The sequence below is a fragment of the Oscillatoria nigro-viridis PCC 7112 genome (assembly GCF_000317475.1).
Classification (GTDB): domain Bacteria; phylum Cyanobacteriota; class Cyanobacteriia; order Cyanobacteriales; family Microcoleaceae; genus Microcoleus; species Microcoleus nigroviridis.
This window is the reverse complement of the sequence record NC_019729.1, coordinates 1,749,416-1,763,784: the sequence shown is the minus strand read 5'-3', so window position 1 is coordinate 1,763,784 and position 14,369 is coordinate 1,749,416. Positions and strand designations below refer to the sequence as shown.

Genomic DNA, 14,369 nt, shown 5'->3' with positions numbered 1-14,369 from the left:
GGTATACATATCACCCTCGGCACGATCGCACGATCGCCCTAATCTCAGTTTTGGGCCCAAAATCCGAGTAAATGTTGAGCATAATTGCTGATTGACAACTGCTTTCTTAGCTTAACTTGTTACCAATGATCCCACAATAACCATCACGTATTGTAAGTTATTTAATTCTCATTCCTTACTGCCAAACAAACACTTTCGCTTCGTATTCCGGCAAGTCAATCATAATATTGTCATCGCCAGATTCAATATCATAATTCCCCGTCCATTCGTGCCAAGTTCCGTTTGCCGGGAAGTGGGGAACGCTGTAACCTGCCAGATAATTTTCCGACATATTTGCCACTACTACAACTCTCGAACCTTCATCGTTCCAGCGAGTGTAAGCAAAAACTTTCGAGTCGGGGTCTTCGTGGAAAAAGTCGATGTTTTCTGTGTAAAGTGCTTGGTTATTTTTACGCAGGTGAATCAAGCCTTTGTAATATTCCCACAAACCTTTATTCTGGTCATTTCCTAGCAGCGTCCAGTCAATTTTAGATTGCTCAATTGTTTTACCTTTGTATTCGCCAAATTCTTCGCCCATCCAAATCAGCGGCACGCCAACTGCTGTCATTAACAGCACGGTTCCCAACTTCGCCCGCTTGAATGCGGCTTCATCCAAAATTCCGCGATCGCCCAATTCGGCAAAAATGCGATCGTGGTCGTGATTGCTCAAATAATTGACTACATTCGTAGCACCCAAGAAACCTTGCCGCTTGCAGTCGATTATATCTTTGAGCCGTTCTAAATCAAAATTGTCCCCGCACAGTTGTGGAATTATGGAGTGATAGAAACTGTCGTGCCAGCAGCCGTCCATCGGCCCGTCTAGATTGGTGATGCTGGGATTTTCGGGAATGTATTCGGCAACGGTATAAAACGGTTTGGGGCCGGCGACATTTTTGGCTTCTTGAACGATCCAGTGCATGAAATCGTAGTTAGCAATTTGTCGCGCCGCGTCGAAACGAATGCCGTCGAGATGATATTCTTGAATCCAGAAGCGGACTGTATCGCCAATAAATTTGCGCGCCGGGAAAGTTCCTAAATTTTCGTCGTAGAATTCGTAGTTAAATTCCGGGCCCCAATTGTTGTCAGGATCGCGGGGTTCGTGGTGGTACCAATAATCGTGATCGATTTGAGTGAGGGGGCTCGATGCTTCCGAGTGGTTGTAAATCCCGTCGATGATGACGCGAATGCCGCGCCCGTGACACTCGTCTATCAGGTTTTTGAGTTCTGCTGTGGTTCCGTAGCTGGACTCGGTAGCGAAGAAGTAGCGGGGGTTGTAGCCCCAACTGTAGTCGCCTGGGTATTCTTTGAGGGGCATGAGTTCGATCGCGTTGACGCCGAGTTCGACTAGGTAATCGAGTTTTTCGACGACGTGCTCGTACTTGCCGCGGGCGAAGGGATCATCTTCGCCGCCGGAAAAGTCGGCAACGTGCATTTCATAAATCACTAATTCCCGATCGGCCGGTAGCGGTTTGTCGTCGTGTTTCCAGACGTAGGTATCGACAATGCGATCGCCGTCTTTGATCCGAACAATGCCGTTTTGAGTAGGATCGTCGATGTCAGTTGCGTAGGGATCGACCACATCTACCCACCGATCTGCTTCCAGAAACCAGCTTTTCGACTGAACGCGGAATTTGTATTGATAAACGCCATCCTCCAACTCAACTCGCGTGCGGAAATAACCCTCTTCGTCCTTTTCCATCGGAATCTCTTCCCAATTAGAAAAAGAGCCAATCAAGGCAGCTCCTTTGTTGTAGGGAGCAAATAAATTGAATTCAATTGGGGCGGCCATAATACCTCTTTCTAAAATATTTCAGTAGCAGTTGATACTTTTAATTTCGCAAATTTAAGCGAACTCAGGCATCACTCTACGGATATAATTTGTTTAAGGCTTAACTCTTCCTAAAAGTATCGTAATCTGGCCTCTGTCTCCGCCTTTTATGAATTGATATCGCGCCATATTGGCAGTGCCAGCGAAATTTATCTAACTGGGGATCGCTCAACAACAAGTATTAGTAATAGGCTAATTTTTTAGCATCTATCTTAAGGTAGATTCACTTTTGAAAATATTTTCAAAAATATCTGTACAGGGATAGATGCGGCTTTAAATTTATTACTTTTTTTACCACAAACAATTCCTCGGCTGGTGCACACTGCCTACCCTAATTTTTTGGTAACAATTAGTCAGTCTGTGTGCACTGCACACCCTAAATCCGCGGCCGTAAGGTGCGCCCAGCGCACCCTACTTTTAACTTGATTTTGCCTGACGATAAGGCTTCATCCAACCAAGCCAGAACGCAGGGCGAGAACGGCTGCCTGAGTGCGGTCATCAGCGCACAACTTGTTGAGAATATTGCGGACGTGAGTCTTGACTGTACCGACAGTAATGTACAGCTTTTCGGCGATTGCAGCATTGCTGTAACCCTGTACGATCAGTTCCAAAACCTCTAATTCCCGCTCGGTTAAAGGGTAAGTCTCAATGATGTGACTAAACTCGGGTTCGGCCGCCTTAATTGTGACTCTTTTGCCCTCAGCCTTCGGTTCTTCCGGCGCGGGTTCCTGAGTGCGAGCTTGTTTCAGGACGATACGGGCGATCGCCGGATCGATCCAAGAGTTACCTTCGTGAGTTACTTTTACTACGTCTAATAACTGATCGAAGCTAATATCTTTCATGCAGTAAGAGTCAGCTCCGGCGGCAAAAGCTGCCAGGACTTCTTCTTCATTGTCCTGAAAAGTCAGAATCAAAATTTTTGTATCTGGATCGGACTCCGCTACGGCTTTTTTGAACTTTTGTGTCAGTTCAATGCCGTCAAAATCCGGTAAGCCAATGTCTACAATTGCCACGTCAGGCTTTGAAGACTGAAGCAGTTTCAATCCCTCTGTAGCGTTAGCTGCATCGCCGACAACTTCTATCGTGTCACGCTGTTGTAAAGCTGTGCGGATGCCGACTCTTGTCAGGTCGTGGTCTTCTATCAAAGCAACGCGAATTTTACTCATCTTTCTTCCAATAGTCCGCTAAACTTTTAAAATATCGTCAACTGACTCAGCTAAACTGAGAAAATTTGAGAATGTACCCTGATTTAGGGTTTTACAGGTCGCACATCATTTTAAAGCATACTCATGCAGCCGCCAAGAATGCAAGTTAATTTTTAAGTTATTTTGCGGCGGTGGCTGCAGGAGCCCGATCGGGACCGACAAGCTCTCAATGTTTTAACAGTTTAACTGAGTTATCTCCTTGTCCGCCCGTTGATAGAGGTAAAGATACCACTACCCATATAAATTTAAAGTATAAAAATTTTTGATGCGCCGAGACTGTCAAAATCAATAAAGCTAGCAGCACGAGTCTTGAGCTGATGTTAGGGCTCCAGTCCAATGCTTATTTATATAACCTGTTATGACTCAGTATCACGGCAATAAGTCTTTTCAGTCAGAGTTTTCCGACTCTGAAATGTTACACAAAGTATCTGAAATAACATCCCCCCAACCGCAACTTTGCGACGGCGAAACTCAGGACGATCGCCTGTGGTCGGCAATTCCTCGCATAATTTGGAAAACAAAGGCCGACGGCTGGGCGACTTATTTCTGTCAGCGCTGGGAGGAGTACACGGGCGTACCAGCAGCAGCTTTGGGTTTCGGCTATCTGGCGCGCGTCCACGCAGAAGACCGCCCTCGTCTATTGGCGAGCTCGCATACTTCTAAGTTTCAACTGCCAAGTTAGGAAATTCTATTTCGTCAGCAGACGCGAGAGGGCACTTACCGCTGGAACCTAGCCAGAGGAGGGCCAGCTCATCTAGACAGTCAGGAAGTTTTGGAGTGGGTGGGAACCTACATAGATATGCAGCAGATCGAACAAACTCAAGCCGAGCCCCAAGCAGAACCAGAGTTTTGGCGCCATCAAGCGCGCTCGGAAGCTAACTTCAAAGATGAAAAACGGTGTGAAGCCCGGACGGTAATAGAGGCTGGGCGGGAGTTACAGGTGATAGAGCAGTTTACAAATATATTGAGCCAGCGCGCGGGTAATTGGAATGAATTGTTGCAAGCGATCGCGGACGCGACTGTAGAGGCGATCGCAGGAGCGGAATTTTGCCTGGTTGCGCTCCCGGAGAGCGATAGCAGCGGGCTCAAACTCAGCGCTGTCGGGGGCGCGGAAAACTTTGCTGCGGGCAAAAACCCGCACGTGCCAAACAAGCTGCTGTGGAAAGCATTTGCGACGGGACAGCCTGTACTGTGGCGCTCGGAGTGCGACGGCCCGCTGCCGGCGGCGGGCTGTGCAGCGGCGATCGAGTCGGGGGAAAGCGGGCGTTTGGGCGTGTTGGCTATCGGCAACGGCAAAGACAGCACGGCGATTGACGCCCATACTCAGCAACTGCTGGCGGTGATGGGAAAACAAGCTGCGATCGCGATTAACAGCGCGCGGGCGATCGAAAAATTAAAAAAGCAGGAACAGCTTTTAGACTTGCAAAACGAGCTGCTAATTCGCCAGCAGGAAGAACTGGAAAATCAGGGGCGACGCATTCAACAGCAAAAATTGCAACTGCTAGAAGCAGCCAAGTTAAAATCGCAATTTTTGGGCCTTATGTCCCACGAATTGCGAACTCCCATGAATTCGATTATCGGCTTTTCCCAATTGCTGCTGCGCCAGCACAAACAACTGCTGAGTGCCCAGCAAACAGAAATGGTGGGACGCATTTTACATAACGGCAAAAACCTGCTACTGCTGATTAACGATATTCTCGACCTCTCGAAAATCGAGAGTTGCCGCACAGAATTAAAGAGTGAAAAATTTGATTTAGCGCATTTAGTAATGGATGTCGCCCTGGAATTCATAAATCAAGCCGCCGAAAAGAATGTGGCAATGTCCGTCAGCGTCTGCTTGCAGGATCGGTTTATAGTTAATGACAAGTTGCGCCTGCGGCAAGTGTTGGTCAATCTCATTTCCAACGCGGTTAAATTCACACATCAGGGCAGCATTTACATTGAGGTGCGGGAATTAAATGGCGATCGGCTAATTATCACCGTTCGGGATACAGGAATCGGCATCTGTGAAACCGATCTTCCCCACATTTTCGACAAGTTCCGCCAAGGCGACCAAAGCACAACTCGCCACTATCCAGGCACCGGTTTAGGACTAGCTATTTGTGCCTGTTTAGTCAAAATGATGGACGGCACAATTATGGCAGAAAGTCAACCCAAAAAAGGTTCGACATTTCGGATGGAATTCCCGCGAAAAATTTACCCGAAAAAACTCACTTCTTGACTGAAAACCTTTTTATATTTAGGATCGTCAATTAAATAATTTCCCTTTTTTCTTGTGGGATGGGCTCTTATAGCCCGTCTATCGGCGACGGGCTCATAGGCCCATCCCACAACAAACAGGAAAAGTGGATTTTATTTAATTCTCATTCCTTATCATAATGGCCTGTTCTCACTGCTCATACAAAAACTTTCGTCCCTCTCTAAGACACGAAAAAATAAATAGGACTAAGAGCAAAAAAAGGTTTTACCTACTAATTATAGCGGTAGGGTGCGCCGAGGCGCACCCTACATATAGAGGTTTTGGGTAATTCCTTTATTCTTGAGTCCCTCTCTGCTAGGAGGAGAGTTTGTGCAGGATAGGTTGCAAAAGCAGACTCTTATCTACAGACTAGAAGTTTTCCCTACTTGAGCCTGAGTAGCAATTGGTTTAACATCGGTGTAGCCCATATTATTAGCTACGTCGCGCAGCACCGAAATTTGCTGTTCAAAATCAAGACCTTCAATTTTATCCAACAGACCATTGACAGCCTCTGTTGCCTCATATCCTTCAGGGATATCGACAATTCTTTCCCCCATACCAATAGCCCAAGCATACCAAACCAGCAACTGATTGTTAGCAGTTAAAGCTCCGTAAGCGTGAGAATACGGCGTGTCGTCGCGGTTGACAATACCTCGCATTATATTCAGTTGTTCGTCGTGAGAAAGCTTGTAAAAATCATCGAGCAGCACGGGAGCTAATTGCGGTTCGGCGGCGGCGGGAGCTGCTGGTGTAATTGAATCTCCCATTTTTTCATAAACAAAGTAGAGCAGCGCCAGCTTTTCATCTGTACCCAACCCGTTGATTGCCTGAACTATGTTTTGAGTGTCGTTGGAGAGAGAGTGAGGATTGGTCGCGGCGGGTGAGTTCATAAACAAAATTCCTTAAAAATGCTTCCAGAATATATAAATATCAACATTTGTAATTGCCCGTCACCATCCCCGAGAGGTAATACGATTTTAGATTTTAGATTTTAGATTTTAGATTAAACAATGGGGAATGGCTTAGTATTTATGGGTTTGGAGCTTGCATATAGTTGCATTAGTTTCGTAAACTCGTGTAATGTTGACCAGCCACATTAGAATAAATCAGCCTTGAGATAGAAGCCAGCGATACATCTACGGGTAGATGAAAAAGTAACGAAATGGAATCACAATAAATACAGTTAATTGTTAAATAAAACTAGCAAGGAGTCGGCTATGTCTCAAATCAATACAGAACCAAATAACACTGAAAGCTTTGACGCTCAGCAAATCACTGAAAGCGCGGAAGCTGGAGAACAAAAGTTGCCGACCGTTGATGTATCAGCAGACTACGAAGCTTCAAAAGAATTCAGCGTTAGTGACATCGATCGCACGGGTGCCGGCGCTCAAGCTGCCGCCGCTGCAACTGCACCTAAATTTCCTATTCCCGCTTCTAAAGATATCGCAAAGCCGGCAGATACAAGCGGCAATCCCGATGATTTTCGTTCGATGGCTCAGGACATTACGCCTGCAGGTACACCGGGCGAAGTTACCGACGATGTGATGCAGAAAGCGATCGATCTTGGTACTCCGGGAAGTTAATTTAGAAATTCTCCATCCTCGACGGACAACCTCTGTATTGTAGAGTGCTTGTGGCGCGCCTTACCCCTATAATTCGCGCGTCAAGCCACTTTTTGCATACGTCCTGAATTTTCAAGTGAGTGCACGATAAGCTGCAATACAGTACGGACACAACAAGGTTGTGTCCTTAAAGCGTTAAATTTAAGTCTCTCTAATCGCTTAAATTTAAGTCGATCGCCAGACAAATTTTTCCGACAGTGCGATCGCTCAAAACTTCAATTACCAAATCCACGCGATCGCCCTCCACCATCGACTTAATAAATAACTCGGGATGCAGCGCTTTCCAGAAATATTCGACAAACCGATTAATTTCGGCCTCTGACATTCCCGACTTCCCCGCCGCCATCATTTCCCGTTCCGCCTGATTGCGCCAGACTTGAGAAATGCGATAATCTTGGGGATACAAAACCATCAACCGATCTAATCGGTTCCACAGCGGCAGATAGTCGTGCAGCTTCGCATTCATATCCCGCGCAAACTGACAGTCGCTTTCTGTGGAAATCGGAAACGGTGCAGCAGCCAAAAACTCGTTCAATTTGGCATCAACCACAGGATTGACGCCGACAAACCAACCTTCAAAAAGTACAATATCCGCACCGGAAATAATTTCTGGTTGACTTCTATCTCCTGCACCTCCCCAGGCAGATTTGTCAAACCTGGGAATTTCTATATTTTTAATTATATCCGGTTGTAGCGCATCAGATTTGGGATTGTCAACTGCTGCTAAATTGCGAGTTCGATCACCGCGCAACTTGTCTAAAACTGCGATTCCCAAGTCAATATCGTGAGTGCCGGGGGGGCCGCGCCAAATTAAACGCGGGTCGGCTTTTTGGAGTTGTTGGCGATCGGCATAAGTCTTGTAAAGATCGTCTAAAGAAAGACTGACAGTAGAATATCCCAATTTTCCCAGAATCAGCCTCAAAACTTGGCATAAAGTAGTTTTTCCCGTTCCTTGCCCTCCTAAAATTCCTTGAATTAAAGGACGGTTTAAACTTTGTTTGGCAGCCGATAATTGCAAGGCCAGCGGCAGCCAAAGATTCCACAAAGTTTCGAGGAAAACAGTTGACTTTAGCGGGAAAGTATGCAGTTCGTCAAGAAGAGAAAAGAATAAATCGGTTTTGCAGCGGACAACATCGGCTACACTGTCAGGAGTAATCCCAAAAGCGCGCGCTCGCAAATCATCCGCAAGTTCCCACAAAGCCAGGTGATGGAAGTCGGAAGCGGTCGGGCGATCGCCGGCTTGCCACCGATGTAAAATTTCAACAGGGGTTACAGTCGATCGATCCATATCCTAAAAACTCTCTATGCGGGGGCGGGTTTTGTACAAATATTATCTGCAATTGACAAATATTTGACCCCACCCAAAACGGATACAAACCCCAACGCCTGTCGTGGAGAGATCCCAAATTTCGACCCCAGTTCAAAATCCCAAATTCATCTGTGGAATACATCTCAAATCTAAACTCCTTCGACTGAGGGCCCAGCCCGAAGTCTAAAATCTCAAATCGACTGACATTAAACTCGGCACTACAGATTCAAATTTTTTTAAGCGTAGGTTTATATAAATACTATTTACAACCAACAAATATTTGAGCATTTTTTAAGATCCCAGTTTAAAAGCCTCCACAAATAAATTGTAAGTCAGACCAATTTTCAGAGCATTGAGCATCTGCACCCAGAAAGAACGGTCGTCAGACCGCAGGCTACCGTAAACCAGCCTGTTCGCGAACTCGGTCAACAACACCAACAGCCCGGCTGCGATAATATCCCAGTCTGCAGATTGTCCGGCGATCGTCGAAATAGCTGTTCCCAAAAAAGTGCCGAACAGCAGGCTAATTATCAGCAGCGAAATCCGCCGCCAAGGATTGCTCAGCCAGCCTCGGAAGCGATCGCCCAGAACATCAATCAATCGGTTAATTCGGGTATTCTGCATAAAAGTTCTACCATTTGAGATTTGAGATTAGAGATTGGAGATGGGGAATTACTGATGACTATTGGGGTTGGGAGTACGGGCATAGAGTGGCACTCTTTTTTTCAACTGGTTTTAAAAGCTATACCGATGAGTCAACAAATGCCCGGCCCGACCAACTCCAAATCCTTACCGGAGTCAGTATGTCGCCATCTAAAATCTCAAATTTAACATCTAAGATGGTATTAAGCGATCGGCAACTTATAGCCGAGAACGCTCAAGAAATTTAAGTGTAACTGTCTCTTGTGGCACAGCAGCCCCTGGTTTTACATTAAAAATAGTTAAGACTCATTGCGGGTGCAGTCTATCCTTTAAGCCTAAAATCTATGAATCTTAAAATTTACCAGATCGTAATTGGAGTGTCGATCGTCCTAATTACAGGAATGTTTCTAGGGCGTTTTGAAATCACTATCTCCAACGGTTCAAATCAGTCGAGCGATTGGCCCTCACAAGCCACCGCACTCCCCCCACTACCCCCCGTTTCCTCAGTCGCGACAGCTTCAGCAGACACCGCCAGCGAGCCCAAACCCGACTCAACACCAACCCCCCCAGATCCAGAGGAGGAATTGCTTTCCTCAATTCCTGCAAATACTAAAGCCGCCGGCAGTCTGCGCGTCAGCAACCGCAGCGAACACCCAGTGCGAGTGGCCCTGCTGTCGAAACGGCAAGCCAAGGAATCCTACGGCAAACCCGCGCACTGGGATTTTGCGCCCGGAGAAGGTGGCGACAAGGGACTGATGCTATCGCTGCCGGAGGGCAAGTTACAAGTCAAACGGGGAGACATTTTAGTGGTTTTTGCTCAGGATGGTTCTCGCCACTACTGGGGGCCTTACGTCGCCGGGGAGACAGCCTCGCCGGCTTGGAACAGCACAGCCGGAGAATGGCAATTAATTTTGCAGCCGTGAACGCTTAGCTGCAGGTGCCGAGATTTTGGTAGAGAAAGCCGGTTGATACGGTCTTGTTGAGAATGGTGCGGCGATGTGAGTTTGACCCGATTCGCTCGAATTGGGAGTTTCGAGAATGCGAATCTTTCGGTAGAGTCTCTATAGAGAATATGCTGAGAACCCCGGTCTTTCAGACCGGGGATGAAAGCTAGTGGCAGCTTTTAAGCTGCAAGTCAAAGCCACAAACATTTTTAGCTCTTTTTTGACACCTCCTACAAAAAACAGTAGAATTTTGTAGGAGGTGATCGATCGCGTGTTAACTATAACTTACGAGTACAAGCTAGCGCCCACGCATGAGCAAGTACAGAAGATGGAACACACGATAAATGTGTGTCGAAAAGTATGGAATTTTGCCTTGCGCGAACGCAAAGATTGGCTCAATTCTCGAAAGTGTCCAGTTAATGCTTGTTCAATCACATCAGAATACATCATTCGGTCAGATACTCCCTACCCCAACTACTTTGAGCAGGCCAAGTCTTTGACCCGGGCGAAAAAACAGTATCCCGAACTTGCGACTGTAAATGCTCAAGTTCTGCAACAGGTTTTGAGAAAGCTTGAAACAGCATTTGTTGACATGAAGCGTAAAGGGATGGGTTTCCCTAGATTTAAGAACAGATATAGACTTCGGTCGTTTGTTTATCCTCAATTGGGAAAAGGTCAATTACTAAAAGGCAATCAAATCAAGTTGCCTCAGTTGGGATGGATAAAGTATGTCAAATCACGGGAGATTCCTGATGGGTTTGTTGTGAAACAGGCTCGAATAGTCAGCAAAGCAACAGGTTACTTCATGATGCTTGCGCTGGAATGTGATGTTAATGTACCATTACCTGTGCCTTCTGGTCATCCAGTAGGGATAGATTTGGGACTAGACCAATTCTTAGCAACATCGGATGGTAAATTAGTTGCTAGACCCAAGTTTTTCCAAACCAAGCACCGCCAGCTTAAATTGCTGCAACGCAGGTTAAAAAACAAAAAGAAAGGGTCGAACAACCGTCACAAACTAAATAAAAAAATAGCTGCGTTACATCAACACATTACAAACACTAGAAAAGATTGGCAATTCAAACTGGCTAATCATCTGTGCGACCAAGCTGGAATGATATTTGTTGAAGATATCGATTTTAGGGTTTGGGCGAAAGGGATGTTTTCAAAGCACACGCTTGATGCTGGATTTGGTCAATTTATATCGATCTTGCAATGGGTATGCTGGAAACGTGGCGTGTATTTTGACAAGGTGAATAAAGATTTCACTTCGCAAGTATGCCCACAGTGCGATACTCACACCGGCAGAAAAGAACTTGAAGAACGAGTTCATCATTGCCGTGAGTGTGGATACACAACCCATAGAGATGTAGCAGCAGCTCAAGTGATCCGTAATCGCGGATTGTCCGAGGAGGGACGCTTCTTGGACATTAAAGAAAATGCCTGTGGAGATGGTCTGACGGGGACTGGCAACAGTCTAGTTAAGAATCGACGAGACAGGAAGAAAGGTTAGGAGACACGGATGAAAGCCTGCCTCGTAAAGTCTTTTGAGAATCCCCGCGCATTCATGCCGGGAAGTACGTCAAGCGAGCTAAAATTTTAAATCTAAAATCGCAGGAAGTTTGGGTGAAGGAAGTTATTAAAAGTTTGTCAGAGTTTAGAAATCGCCCGTTAGCGAAGCCCTCGAAGAGGATCGCACCAAAGCTGCTGTCACTGTTGTGGCTGTTCGCGATCGCCTGGGTAGGTTTCTTGTGGAATCTCGGCAACATCGGTTTAGTTGACGAAACCGAACCGTTGTTTGCCGAAGCCGCCCGTCAAATGACGGTGACAGGAGATTGGATCACTCCTTATTTCAACGGCGAAACCAGGTTTGACAAGCCGCCGTTGATTTACTGGCTGATGGCGGTGGCTTACCGCACTCTAGGCGTTAACGAATTGGCCGTGCGTCTTCCGTCGGCCTTGTGCGCGATCGGTCTGACTTGCCTCGGATTTTATACCCTATCGAAGGAAGAAGGAAGAAGGAAGGAGGAAGAAGGAAGAAGGAAGGAGGAAGAAGAAACAGAGAATAACAACTCAAAACTCAAAACTCGCCGTCTCCCAATCTTTCTTTCTACTCCTTGGATTGGTGCTGCCCTAATAGCTTTAAACCCCCACACTATTGCCTGGGGACGGACTGGCGTTTCAGATATGCTATTAGTCGGCTGTATGTGTTCGGCACTACTCGCCTTTTTCCTCGGTTACACTCTAGAAGAACAGAGAGAAAAAGCCGAATTTTCTACCGTTTCCGCTTCCCGATTTCCCAATAAGTGGTATCTGACTTTTTACGTACTAATTGCCTTAGCAATTCTGGCTAAGGGGCCGGTGGGAATTGTCGTGCCAGCGCTGATTGTTGGCAGCTTCGGGCTTTATTTGGGAAATTTTCGGCAACTTTGGCGCGAAATGCGCCCGGTGTCGGGAATCTTGATTATTCTGGCGATCGCCCTGCCTTGGTACATTTTGGTTATTTTAGCCAACGGTCAAACTTATATTGACAGTTTTTTCGGCTATCACAATTTCCAGCGTTTTACTGGAGTAGTCAACAAGCACTCGGCACCTCGGTATTTTTACTTTTTTGTAGTGCTAGTTGGTTTTGCACCTTGGTCGATTTATTTGCCGGTGGCGATCGCCCGCACCCGTTTTTGGCAGCGCAGTTACTGGCGCCGTCAACCGCGATCGGCTCAGTTGAGTTTATTTGCCCTCTTTTGGTTCGCCTGCATCTTTGGCTTTTTTACGATCGCCGTGACCAAATTGCCGAGTTATGTATTGCCTTTAATCCCCGCCGCTGCGATTTTGGTAACGCTGCTGTGGAGCGATATTATTGCAGGCAACGAACCACAAAACAGGCAGATAAAGTTAGAAAAAAAACCTAATTCTTTACCGCGAGGGCTGTTAGTTACATACATTTTCAATGTCGTATTTTTATTAATGATAGCCGGAGCAACTTTCTACTGCTACAACTGGCTGGGAGACGACCCGGCAATGCCCAATTTTCCCCAAGCAATTCAGCAGTCGGGATTGCTGATTGTCGGCGGTACGATTTGGATAACTACAGCGGTGGCGATCGCACTTTTACTCTGGAAGCGGCAACAACGCTGGATTGTGGTTGCTAACCTCATCGGGTTAGTAGCATTTATTATCTTTGGTCTTACTCCAGCCTACAAAGTGGTTGATATCAACCGCCAGTTACCTCTGAGACAGTTAGCGCAGGTTGCGGTGCAACAAAAACTGCCAGGGGAAGAGTTTATTATGGTTGGTTTCTGGAAACCAAGTCTGGTTTTTTATACCCAAGGGCCGGTGACTTACTACCGAGCTGTCACAAAGGCGATCGACTACATTAAGGAGTCTAAAAACCCAACTTCTCCCTCTATTTTGTTGCTGGGATATCCCGAGAAATTTGTGGAATTAGGATTGCAGCCAAATCAATATCAATTGTTGGACAGTCGGGGCGCTTACCAACTCGCTAGGGTTCTGAGACAAGCGTTTCGCTAGTGCCTGTAGTGCGATCTCATACTTGTTAAACAAGGTAGAAAAATGATTGAAACTAACAATCTTCAACTACTTCCCGTCGAAAGGATTCACGTAGAAGCTTTTTTACGCAATAAAAGCGAGCTTGCAGCAATTTTAAATGTCGTAGTGCCTAATAGCTGGCCTCATTTCCCGGAAGCATTTTCCATCCCTGCTGACGAATCTTGCGAATCCAATCCGCCTCCAACTGACTGGCACAGCTACTTCTTTATTCATCCAAAAAATGAAGTGCTTGTCGGCAATGGAGGTTTCAAAGGCTCACCTGATGAGTCGGGGACTGTAGAGATAGGTTATGAAATTGCTTCCGAATATTGGAATCGCGGATTTGCAACTGAAGTGGTACAGGGAATGATCGATTATGCTTTCGCTCACGAGGAGGTGAAAGCAGTCATCGCCCACACTTTAGCTGAAAAAAATGCCTCGAATAGAGTGTTGCAAAAAGTGGGAATGAAGTTCATTGCAGAGGTGGGCGATCCTGAAGAAGGCAAGATATGGCGATGGCAAATAACCAGGGATGAATATCATCCGACTTGAACTTTAACGCCGTTTGGCTGCCGTTTGGCTAAGGGTTTTGGCGGTAATTTGAAGGTTCTCGGTTGGAGCATTAAATCTGGCAGATTGAATAAAAGCTATAATCCAGTCATTACCTAAAACCCAAAGCTCGGAGCCTACAATGGTTTCAATTCTCAACAAATCCTCCTCGTTAATCCATGAAATTTGCATTGAAAAAGTCGATCGGTGGAAGTTGTTCAAATTTAGTGAATCGCTGCAACAGCGCAGGGAAAATTTGTTAGAGAAGAAGAAGGCAGATCGACTCATGGCAGAAGAGGTAGCGGAACTAGACGGCATTGGGGAATTAGATCGCATCTTTACCCACATCAATGCAATGATGGAGGCTCAAGATGTCGATCGGCGATCCGACGAGACAGGCGGTTCGAGAAAGAGCGAGCTATTTATGTGAATACTGTCATATAGTT

13 protein-coding genes are annotated in these 14,369 nt (G+C 46.3%); 8 read left to right on the top strand and 5 right to left on the bottom strand.

Annotated elements, in window-relative coordinates; translation table 11 throughout:
• Window positions 1-175: 175 nt before the first annotated feature.
• Together OSC7112_RS07565 and OSC7112_RS07560 are read right to left on the bottom strand one after the other, a co-directional pair.
• On the bottom strand, window positions 176-1,828 hold the full coding sequence (locus OSC7112_RS07565) for an alpha-amylase family glycosyl hydrolase (protein WP_015175356.1): 1,653 nt from the start codon (window positions 1,826-1,828) through the stop codon (window positions 176-178).
• Between the two features lie 485 nt (window positions 1,829-2,313).
• A complete protein-coding gene (locus OSC7112_RS07560; protein ID WP_015175355.1) occupies window positions 2,314-3,033 on the bottom strand; it encodes a response regulator in 720 nt (239 codons plus the stop codon).
• Window positions 3,034-3,430: 397 nt separating this feature from the next.
• Between OSC7112_RS07560 and OSC7112_RS07555 the strand changes: the two genes are divergently transcribed.
• Together OSC7112_RS07555 and OSC7112_RS07550 are read left to right on the top strand one after the other, a co-directional pair.
• A complete protein-coding gene (locus OSC7112_RS07555) occupies window positions 3,431-3,754 on the top strand; it encodes a hypothetical protein (RefSeq protein ID WP_015175354.1) in 324 nt (107 codons plus the stop codon).
• A 99-nt stretch (window positions 3,755-3,853) separates the two neighbouring features.
• Entirely contained in the window at window positions 3,854-5,293 is a 1,440-nt protein-coding gene (locus OSC7112_RS07550) for a GAF domain-containing sensor histidine kinase (protein WP_150111509.1), read from the top strand.
• A gap of 380 nt (window positions 5,294-5,673) precedes the next feature.
• Here the strand turns inward: OSC7112_RS07550 and OSC7112_RS07545 are convergent, their stop codons facing one another.
• The gene (locus OSC7112_RS07545) at window positions 5,674-6,201 is read right to left on the bottom strand and encodes an orange carotenoid protein N-terminal domain-containing protein (protein WP_015175352.1); all 528 of its coding nucleotides are present in this window, start codon (window positions 6,199-6,201) and stop codon (window positions 5,674-5,676) included.
• A 327-nt stretch (window positions 6,202-6,528) separates the two neighbouring features.
• On the opposite strand from OSC7112_RS07545, the gene OSC7112_RS07540 reads away from it, so the two are divergent.
• Entirely contained in the window at window positions 6,529-6,894 is a 366-nt protein-coding gene (locus OSC7112_RS07540) for a hypothetical protein (RefSeq protein ID WP_015175351.1), read from the top strand.
• A 190-nt stretch (window positions 6,895-7,084) separates the two neighbouring features.
• On the opposite strand, the gene OSC7112_RS07535 is transcribed toward OSC7112_RS07540, so the two are convergent.
• Window positions 7,085-8,221: a glycerate kinase gene (locus OSC7112_RS07535; RefSeq protein WP_015175350.1), complete on the bottom strand. Its 1,137-nt coding sequence runs from the start codon at window positions 8,219-8,221 to the stop codon at window positions 7,085-7,087.
• Between the two features lie 312 nt (window positions 8,222-8,533).
• Window positions 8,534-8,866, bottom strand: a complete 333-nt coding sequence (locus tag OSC7112_RS07530; protein ID WP_015175348.1) for a DUF565 domain-containing protein — start codon at window positions 8,864-8,866, stop codon at window positions 8,534-8,536.
• A gap of 362 nt (window positions 8,867-9,228) precedes the next feature.
• Here OSC7112_RS07530 and OSC7112_RS07525 point away from each other — a divergent pair, with 362 nt between their 5' ends.
• The 5 genes from OSC7112_RS07525 to OSC7112_RS07505 all read left to right on the top strand — a co-directional run bounded on the left by OSC7112_RS07525 (window position 9,229) and on the right by OSC7112_RS07505 (window position 14,353).
• A complete protein-coding gene (locus OSC7112_RS07525; protein WP_015175347.1) occupies window positions 9,229-9,807 on the top strand; it encodes a hypothetical protein in 579 nt (192 codons plus the stop codon).
• Between the two features lie 292 nt (window positions 9,808-10,099).
• Complete coding sequence (locus OSC7112_RS07520; protein WP_015175346.1) at window positions 10,100-11,341, top strand: RNA-guided endonuclease InsQ/TnpB family protein; 1,242 nt, start codon at window positions 10,100-10,102, stop codon at window positions 11,339-11,341.
• Window positions 11,342-11,454: 113 nt separating this feature from the next.
• Complete coding sequence (locus OSC7112_RS07515) at window positions 11,455-13,356, top strand: ArnT family glycosyltransferase (protein ID WP_015175345.1); 1,902 nt, start codon at window positions 11,455-11,457, stop codon at window positions 13,354-13,356.
• 42 nt (window positions 13,357-13,398) lie between these two features.
• Window positions 13,399-13,926, top strand: a complete 528-nt coding sequence (locus OSC7112_RS07510) for a GNAT family N-acetyltransferase (RefSeq protein WP_015175344.1) — start codon at window positions 13,399-13,401, stop codon at window positions 13,924-13,926.
• Window positions 13,927-14,065: 139 nt separating this feature from the next.
• A complete protein-coding gene (locus OSC7112_RS07505) occupies window positions 14,066-14,353 on the top strand; it encodes a hypothetical protein (protein WP_015175343.1) in 288 nt (95 codons plus the stop codon).
• Window positions 14,354-14,369 lie beyond the last annotated feature (16 nt).